The sequence below is a fragment of the Nocardia sp. NPDC060220 genome, assembly GCF_042727815.1.
In the GTDB taxonomy this organism is placed as follows: Bacteria; Actinomycetota; Actinomycetes; order Mycobacteriales; family Mycobacteriaceae; genus Nocardia.
This window is the reverse complement of record NZ_JBHWZY010000267.1, coordinates 1-7,964: the sequence shown is the minus strand read 5'-3', so window position 1 is coordinate 7,964 and position 7,964 is coordinate 1. Positions and strand designations below refer to the sequence as shown.

At 67.1% G+C, this 7,964-nt stretch carries 11 protein-coding genes; 7 read left to right on the top strand and 4 right to left on the bottom strand.

What is annotated here, in order from left to right; all coding sequences use genetic code 11:
- From ACFWF3_RS15940 to ACFWF3_RS15920, 5 genes are all read left to right on the top strand, one after another.
- Positions 1-676: hypothetical protein (locus tag ACFWF3_RS15940; protein ID WP_379314254.1), on the top strand; the 676-nt coding region annotated here is incomplete at its 5' end.
- The gene (locus ACFWF3_RS15935) at positions 676-1,365 is read left to right on the top strand and encodes a hypothetical protein (RefSeq protein ID WP_379314253.1); all 690 of its coding nucleotides are present in this window, start codon (positions 676-678) and stop codon (positions 1,363-1,365) included. The genes ACFWF3_RS15940 and ACFWF3_RS15935, both read left to right, overlap by 1 nt.
- The gene (locus ACFWF3_RS15930) at positions 1,344-2,216 is read left to right on the top strand and encodes an inositol monophosphatase family protein (protein ID WP_379314252.1); all 873 of its coding nucleotides are present in this window, start codon (positions 1,344-1,346) and stop codon (positions 2,214-2,216) included. The genes ACFWF3_RS15935 and ACFWF3_RS15930 overlap by 22 nt, the downstream gene beginning before the upstream one ends.
- Positions 2,217-2,268: 52 nt before the next feature.
- The gene (locus ACFWF3_RS15925; RefSeq protein WP_379314251.1) at positions 2,269-3,321 is read left to right on the top strand and encodes a hypothetical protein; all 1,053 of its coding nucleotides are present in this window, start codon (positions 2,269-2,271) and stop codon (positions 3,319-3,321) included.
- 74 nt (positions 3,322-3,395) lie between these two features.
- The gene (locus ACFWF3_RS15920) at positions 3,396-4,055 is read left to right on the top strand and encodes a hypothetical protein (protein WP_379314250.1); all 660 of its coding nucleotides are present in this window, start codon (positions 3,396-3,398) and stop codon (positions 4,053-4,055) included.
- Between the two features lie 62 nt (positions 4,056-4,117).
- Here the strand turns inward: ACFWF3_RS15920 and ACFWF3_RS15915 are convergent, their stop codons facing one another.
- The 4 genes from ACFWF3_RS15915 to ACFWF3_RS15900 all read right to left on the bottom strand — a co-directional run bounded on the left by ACFWF3_RS15915 (position 4,118) and on the right by ACFWF3_RS15900 (position 6,658).
- Entirely contained in the window at positions 4,118-4,384 is a 267-nt protein-coding gene (locus tag ACFWF3_RS15915) for a YciI family protein (RefSeq protein WP_379314249.1), read from the bottom strand.
- Between the two features lie 3 nt (positions 4,385-4,387).
- Positions 4,388-4,906: a transcription antitermination factor NusB gene (gene nusB / locus ACFWF3_RS15910; RefSeq protein WP_378626982.1), complete on the bottom strand. Its 519-nt coding sequence runs from the start codon at positions 4,904-4,906 to the stop codon at positions 4,388-4,390.
- Positions 4,907-4,908: 2 nt separating this feature from the next.
- A complete protein-coding gene (gene efp, locus ACFWF3_RS15905) occupies positions 4,909-5,472 on the bottom strand; it encodes an elongation factor P (protein ID WP_056810621.1) in 564 nt (187 codons plus the stop codon).
- A gap of 64 nt (positions 5,473-5,536) precedes the next feature.
- Positions 5,537-6,658, bottom strand: coding sequence for a M24 family metallopeptidase (locus ACFWF3_RS15900; RefSeq protein ID WP_378989024.1), 1,122 nt, complete (start codon positions 6,656-6,658; stop codon positions 5,537-5,539).
- Between the two features lie 161 nt (positions 6,659-6,819).
- On the opposite strand from ACFWF3_RS15900, the gene ACFWF3_RS15895 reads away from it, so the two are divergent.
- A complete protein-coding gene (locus tag ACFWF3_RS15895; RefSeq protein ID WP_379314248.1) occupies positions 6,820-7,293 on the top strand; it encodes a prepilin peptidase in 474 nt (157 codons plus the stop codon).
- Between the two features lie 173 nt (positions 7,294-7,466).
- Positions 7,467-7,964 (top strand): chorismate synthase (locus ACFWF3_RS15890; RefSeq protein WP_379314255.1); only part of this gene is annotated, 498 nt, incomplete at its 3' end.

Genomic DNA, 7,964 nt, shown 5'->3' with positions numbered 1-7,964 from the left:
GCTCTACGGACCCGAGATCGGCCACGCGCACACCCTCGCCCGCCGCGACACCGAGCAGTGGATCTTCAAGGGCGGCACCGGAACCTACATTCGAGCCGTCACTTTGCGCGCGTGTGTGGAGAACGCGCGCCGTGAACAACGCCCCCTGCGCATGCAGATCGAGATCCTCGATCCGTCGAACGAGGCGCTGTGCAAGACCTACGCGCAGTTCCGGTCCTCGCTCACCCCGGAAGCCGACCGCACCGGCGAGCAGTGGACCACTGAGCGCACTCGCAAGGAGGCCTACGCGACGGTGCTCGCGGCGTGCTGGTACCGCCAACGGTTCACCTTCCTCACCATCGACGTCGGGTTGTCCGCGGTGATGACGACCTTCCGTTGGGACCTCTCGTCGAGTTGCGTCATCGTCACGCAGGACAACCCGAACACCCCGGCGCTCATGTTCGAACGCGACCGGCCCTACTACCGTGACTTCAGCCGCGAACTGGTCGCCAGTTTCAAACAGACCCGCCAGGTTCCGTTGTATCGGTGCGAGGACCTGCCGTTGGCGGACGAACCCTCCGTCGACCAGACCAGGCGACTCTTCGACGCGCTGGGATTGGGTCTGCCGACCTCGTTCACCGACCGCGACGTCGCCGACATCGTGCGCCGTGCGCTCCAGCCGAGAAACCCGTACTGATGCCCGCCTACACCCGGCTCCGTTCGCTGCTCACCGCTGCGGGCGCGACCGCCGAGGTGCGTGCCTGGGTGCACGATTATCTGGCCGACGTGGCAGCAGGCGTGGTCGAGGTCGTTGCGGTCCGACATCCGTTGGGGTTCACCTGTTTTCCGGTGTGGCGACAGGAGGCCCGCGGCATCTGCCTGCATGTTTGGAGTACCGACCGGCCCGCCGCGCCGACGACATCGATGGTGCACGCCCATAGCTGGAATCTGGTCAGTCATGTCCTGTACGGCACGGTCGTCAACGAGATCATCGATGTCTCGGCCGATTCGGACGCGGGCACACATCGGGTTTTCGAGGTTCGTAGCGACACCGACGGCGATACCGTCCACGCCACCCGCCGCTCGGTCCGATACCGCAGCCGATCGCGCGAGGTGTTCCGCGACGGCGACGTGTACACGTTGCCGCACAGCGAGTTCCACGTCACCGACGTGTTGAGCGCCGCCGCCACCATCGTGTTGGGCGAACACATCCCCGGCGAGCTCGACCTGTCGCTGGGCGATCCCGGCACCACCGATCATCGTGTCGAACGCACACCGCACAGTTCCCAGCGAACGCGGGAACTGGCCGAAGCCGTCCTGGCGCGCCTGCGAACGGATTGCCCCGCGAATGGCCTGGAGGAACGGTGCGACACAGCGAATTCATAGATCTCACACTCGAACGCGACGTCATCGAGCGCGCCGCCGCGACCGCACGTGACACCGCGATCCGCGCCGGGCAGCTCATCCACTCACGTCTGACTCAGCCGCTCGGTATCCGGGTCAAGGACGCGGGCGGCGACCTGGTCAGCGATCTGGACCTCGGCGCCGAGGAGATCATTCTTCGCGATCTGCGCCGAGCGTTCCCCCACCACCGCGTCATCGCCGAAGAATCCGGCGAACTCCGCGGCGAGCCGGAATGGTGCTGGTTCGTCGACCCGCTCGACGGCACCAACAATCTCGCGGTCGGTCTGCCGGTGTTCAGCATCGGTATCGCGTTGTGCCACTTCGGGACCCCGGTTCTGGGTGTCGTGCACGAACCGATGACCGGCAACACCTGGTCGGCCATTCGGGGACGAGGCGCGGCAGGGCCGCACGGTGCGCTGCGACGCCAGGTGACGCCGCGACCGCCCGGCGATCCAGTCCTGGCGTGGTTGCAGGGGTATCCGGTCGGCCGTACCGACACCACCGCCATCGCCCTTCGACTCGCGCTGGAAACCCATTCCCGACGTCTCATCCAGCTGTGGTCACCCCTGCTGTGCTGGATCATGCTGAGCCGTGGGCTGATACACGGATTCGTCGGCTACCGCGCCGGGTTGATCGACTTCCCCGCAGGTAGCGTGATCGCTCGTGAATGCGGCATCGAGATCACCGACTTCGACCGAACTCCGCTGCCCGAATCCATCGATGATCCGTCGAGCGAAGTGAGCTTCCTCGCCGGTGGGCCGGTCGCTGTCGACGAGCTGGCACAGCTCGTGAAGTCCGTCGTGCGCAAACCGGAGCCTCCCGCTAGCCTGTAGCGCATCGCACCGGACGAATGACCGGCGATGTCGGCGAAAAGGGGTGGCCGCCATGAGTTTTCCCGCACGCATCGTCGCTGCTGCGGTGTGGATCAAGAGCAATTTCGAAAGCGCGATCGCCATTGTTCTTGCTGTCACGCTGAGCGTGCTCGGGCTGGTCGACCCCACCAGGCAAGAGCTGCTGACCAAGGTCATCCCACTCACTCTCGGGGTGATCGCCTTCGCCGTTCTGCGTGACCGATGGCGACAGGAGGCGATGAACGCACAGGTACGACAGTCCCTCACCGATATCGCGCACACGCTGGACGAGCTGAACGACCGGCGCGACCGGGCCTCGGCGATCGACGAACTGCTCACCAGCACCCAGCGCACGCTCGACAGCTTGTCGGCTGTCCGATTCGCCAAGGGCGACGAGGTATCGGAAGTGCTCGCCGAGGCACGGACCGAAACCGATCGCTGGATCTTCAAAGGCGGTACCGGGGCTCACACCCGCGTTGTCACGCTGCCCGATTGCTTGCACCGAGCTCATCGCAATCGCCGAGAGCTGCTGGTCCGCCTGGAAATTCTCGATCCGACCGATCGCGACCTCTGTTCGCGTTACGCCGCGCTCTACCGCTCGCTGGCCGAAGGCGCCGACGACGACGCGCGCACCTGGACGGCCAAGGGCACTCAGATCGAGGTGTACGCCACCATCGCCGCGGCATGCTGGCACAAACAACGACTGCCGCAGCTCCTCGACATCCAGATCGGCCTGACGTCGTCGGTGTCGCTGTTCCGGTGGGACCTGTCCACCCGCTTTCTGATCGTCACCCAGCGCGGACCGCGGTTCCCCGCCATGATCATCGAGCGCGACCGCCCCTACTACGACTCCTGGAACATCGAACTCAGGACCAGCTTCGCCGAATCCCGGCCGGTCGCGATCGACCGCGCGACGTCCGTACGGCTCGACGACGAGCCGACTGTCGAACAGGTACGCGACCTGTTCGACACCCTGGGCATGGGCCTGCCCGGCGATTTCGACGATGCCGACGTCACCGACATCATCACGAAAGCACTCCAGGACCACGATCGAGCGGTCCGGGGCGCCGGCGACACGGCAGCGTAGGGCTCGCCCCGCGGTATGGGTGCGAGACGACAGCCGCGATGCGAGTTCGATTGCGCCGGTGGCAAGCTGGCGAGGTGGAGCAGCCGAACATCCCGCAGGGACAACAGACCGGGCAGCCGGCGCGACCGAGTGATCAGTGGCGACCGCCCCGCGGTCGTCGCACACGGCCGGGCTATCGGGAGCAACAGGCGCGCACTGCGCGCTTGTTCGGCGGCAAACGTAAGTGGGTTCTGCTCGGGCTGGTCGCGCTCGTGCCGATCAGCGCGGTCGGGTTGATGGCCTGGGGTCTGCTCTCGCCGCGATCGGACACGGAGCGAACCGGCGATTGCGGGTACTACACCGATCCGACGCGCGGTGGCTGGGACTTTCATCGACGGGCATGCGCCGACCCCGACGCGGCGTTGATCATCACCAGCGCGTGGAGTACGCAGAAATGCGCGACCAGTGACATGGACTTCTCGCGGAGTCGCCGGAAGTACACCAGCAGCCCCATGAAGTACCTGTGCACTCACCTCAACGCGAAAGTCGGTGAGTGTGTCAACGACCCGGGCAACGTCAAGCTCCATCTCGACCGTCTACGCAAGGTCCCCTGTGGCACAGGGGCATTCGAGGTCGATACTCGCGTCGAAGCCGAGGACCGGACCATCTGCGACGCGACGCGGAAGCGGTTTCGCGAGACGAAAGCGGTGATCCACACCTCACCGGCGGTCTCGTTCTGCCTGCACAAGATCTGACCGGGCCCGCGTACGACAACAGCCGCACGTTCACTCGGAACGTGCGGCTGCGGGAACGGGATTCACGCCGAAACGGTGATTTCCCATTCGTGGATCGTCAGATCCGAGGCGCCGGTGGTGTGCAGCGGGTCGGAGTGGGCGATTGTTGTTGCGGCGGTGAGGCTTTCGGCCAGGATGACATAGGCGCCGCCGGTGCCGTCGGTGAAGCCACCGCTTTCCTGGAGTCGGCCCTCAGCGAGCAGTTCCCGCAGGAAGGTGCGGTGCGGTTCGATCACCGAGGCGTCGAACGCCGGGGTGCGTTCGGCCATCACGAGGTACTTGCGCGCCACGCCTCAGGACTCCGACTCGCCACGCGCGGCCTTCGTGGCGGCCGTTGCGGCCGCGGCGGCGCGGACCTGCGGCGCCACCTGCACGACCTGGCCGAGCACGCCGTTCACGAACGACGGGGAGTCGTCGGTGGACAGTTCCTTGGCCAGCTCGACAGCCTCGTCGACCGCGACGACCGGGGGCACGTCGGTGGCGTGGAACAGCTCCCACACCGCGATCCGCAGAATGGCCCGGTCGACCGCGGGCAGCCGCTGCAGAGTCCAGTCCTGGAGGTAGCCCTCGATGGTGCCGTCGACCCGGTCGAGATCGTCGGCGACGCCCTCGACGAGGGTGGTGGTGTAGGCGTGCACGGGGGCCACGCTCTGGTCGCGGGTCGCCAGCTCAGCGCGATCCGAGAGCAGCACGGAGACGTCGACATCGCGCGCCTCCGCTTCGAACAGCAGGTCCACGGCCCGGCGGCGCGCCTTGTGGCGCGCGCCGAGCTTCTTGAACGAGCCCTTCTTGTCTGCCGGGGAGTCGGTCACGATCAGCCGTTGACGCGGCCGAGGTAGCTGCCGTCGCGCGAGTCGATTTTCAGCTTGTCACCGGTGTTGATGAACAGCGGAACGGCCACCTCGGCGCCGGTTTCCAGGGTGGCGGGCTTGGTGCCGCCGGTGGAGCGGTCGCCCTGCAGGCCGATATCGGTGTGCTGCACGACCAGCTCGATGGTGACGGGGAGCTCCACGAACAGCGGCGCCTCCTCGTGCACGGCGACCTGCACGCCCATGTTCTCCAGCAGGAAGCGGGCACCGTCACCGATGGTGGCCTCCGGGATGGAGATCTGGTCGTAGGTGTCACCGTCCATGAAGATGTAGTCGGTGCCGTCGTGGTACAGGTAGGTCATGTCGCGACGGTCGACGGTCGCGGTCTCGACCTTGACACCCGCGTTGAAGGTCTTGTCGACGACCTTGCCGGACACGACGTTCTTCAGCTTGGTCCGCACGAACGCGGGGCCTTTGCCCGGCTTCACGTGCTGGAATTCGATGATCTGCTGAAGCTGACCGTCGATCTTCAGCACAAGGCCGTTCTTGAAGTCGCTGGTGTCCGCCACTGTCCTCGGATCTCCTCGTTCGTATTACTGCGTACTGGGGGTTACTGCGTTCTGCGCGCCGACGTCAGTCGACGACGATCAAGTCCTTGCTGGTGCGGGTGAGCAGTTCCGGGCCCGCTTCGCGTACCACGAGCGTGTCCTCGATCCGGACCCCGCCGCGGCCGGGAAGGTATACACCAGGTTCGACGGTCACCGCCACACCAGCCAGAAGTGTACCGGTACTCGTTTTCGCCACTCCGGGTGCTTCATGGATCTGCAGCCCGACGCCGTGTCCGAGACCGTGCACGAACTGCGGGCCGTACCCCGCTTCTTCGATGATCATCCGGGCCGCCGCGTCGACCTCGCTGGTCTGCGCGCCGGGTTCGAGCGCCTCGGTGCCCGCGCGTTGCGAGCGGGCGACCAGTTCGTAGATCTCCCGCTGCCAGTCGGCGGGGGTCCCCAGGACCAGGGTGCGGGTCATGTCGGAGTGGTAGCCGTTGACCACCGCGCCGAAATCGAACTTCACGAAGTCACCGGTGGCCAGGACGGCGCCGGTCGGCCGGTGGTGCGGGATGGCCGAATGGGCGCCCGCGGCGACGATCGTCTCGAACGAGATCGCATCGGCACCGTGCTCGAACATCGCCCATTCGAGGTCGCGGGCGACCTGTCTCTCGGTGCGGCCCGGACGCAGCAGGCCCCGCTCGAGCAGGGTGGCCAGCGCCTTGTCGGCGGCCGTGCACGCCGCGCCGAGCTGGTCGACCTCGTAGGGATCCTTGACCATGCGCAGCTGTTCGACCAGACCCGAGGTGGGGACGAGTTGCAGCCCGGTGCGCAGCTCCTGGAACGCGGTGTGCTGATCGACGGTCACCACGTGGCTCTCGAAGCCGACGCGACCGAGCTGCCATTCCCCGGTCAGCTCGAGAACGCGGCGCGCGGTGGCCCGGCAGATCTCGGCCTGCAGATCGGGGACCTGTTCGGCGACCTGAGCGGAGTACCGGCCGTCGGTACCGATGACAGTGCGGTCCTCGGCTCCGCGCATATCCCACGAATGCACCAGCACAACGGCATTGGATCCGGTGAAGCCGGTCAGGTAGCGGATGTTGACCAGATCGGTCACCAGCAACGCGTCGACACCGTTTTCCACCAGCAGGCTCCGCAGGGCACCGCGCCGGGCCGCGTAATCGGGAGCCGTGTAGTCAGCACACATGGGTCAACGCTACCGCCCGACGGGCGACACGTCGGCACGCGATACCCAGGATTTCGTGTCGGTGGGCGAGGTGGATACGGCGTTGTCCACATGCGCGGACGTTATCCACATTCTCGGGTACGGCCCACTTTCGGTGGTCGCGGCCCAGCACGATCGATCCCATGACCACTGCCGCGTTCTGTTGCCTCATCGCCTGGTGCCTGCTGCTGGGCGTCATCGACATCCATGCCCGTCGCCTTCCCAACGCGCTGACCGGCGTGGGTGCGGCCGCGGTGTTCCTGTTCGCGTTCTCGACAGAGGAATTGGAGACCGCGGTGATCGGGGCCGCGCTGTTGACGATGCCGTATCTGATCGCCCACCTGCTCTCCCCGGCCGCGCTCGGCGCGGGTGATGTGAAGCTCGCGGTGTCGCTCGGAGCTGCCACGGCGATCGCCGGTCCGCCGGCCTGGGTGTGGGCCGCGGTGGCCGCCCCGCTGCTCACCGCCGCGGCCGCGGTCGTGCTGCTCGGCGGTGATCGGCTGCGTGCGGTGGTGGGCCGTGGCTCGCGGCAGGTGCGCGCGGTACCGGCACGGCGGCTGGTGCCACACGGCCCCGCGATGTGCCTGGCCACCGTCACCGCGATGGCACTGGCATGACCGGCGGCGCGACGCGCCGAGACGAACCCGGTGATGCGATGTTGCCGGCGGTCCGGAACAGGCCGGTTCGGCCGGATCAGGGCGGCGGCCGCCACCGCGCGGCCCGCCTCGGCGCCGACGTGCCGCCCGTCACGTCGGCCCGCATTCCCGACTACACGTGTCGACATGGGAAGATAGTCGGCGTGTTGCGCTGGATAACTGCCGGAGAATCCCATGGTCCCGCTCTCGTCGCCCTCCTGGAAGGGATGGTCGCCGGAGTCGAGGTGACATCGGACGATGTCTCCGCACAGCTCGCCCGCCGCCGGCTCGGTTATGGGCGCGGCGCCCGGATGAAGTTCGAGGCCGACAAGGTCACCCTGGTCGGTGGCGTACGCCACGGCCGCACCATGGGTGGCCCGGTCGCCATCGAGATCGCCAACTCCGAGTGGCCCAAGTGGACCGAAGTGATGTCGGCCGATCCGATCGACGAGACCGAGCTCGCGGGAATGGCGCGTAACGCGCCGCTCACCCGCCCGCGCCCCGGTCACGCCGATTACTCCGGGATGCTCAAGTACGGCTTCGACGATGCCCGTCCGGTGCTCGAACGGGCCAGCGCCCGGGAGACCGCGGCCCGGGTCGCAGCAGGCACACTCGCGCGCAACTTCCTGCGTCAGGCCTTCGGTGTCGAGGTC

Coding starts and splice junctions, on each gene's coding strand:
- ACFWF3_RS15925 (WP_379314251.1), top strand. CDS start 2,269: ATGAGTTTTCCCGCACGCATCGTCGCTGCTGCGGTGTGGATCAAGAGC.
- ACFWF3_RS15900 (WP_378989024.1), bottom strand. CDS start 6,658: ATGTGTGCTGACTACACGGCTCCCGATTACGCGGCCCGGCGCGGTGCC.
- ACFWF3_RS15895 (WP_379314248.1), top strand. CDS start 6,820: ATGACCACTGCCGCGTTCTGTTGCCTCATCGCCTGGTGCCTGCTGCTG.
- ACFWF3_RS15935 (WP_379314253.1), top strand. CDS start 676: ATGCCCGCCTACACCCGGCTCCGTTCGCTGCTCACCGCTGCGGGCGCG.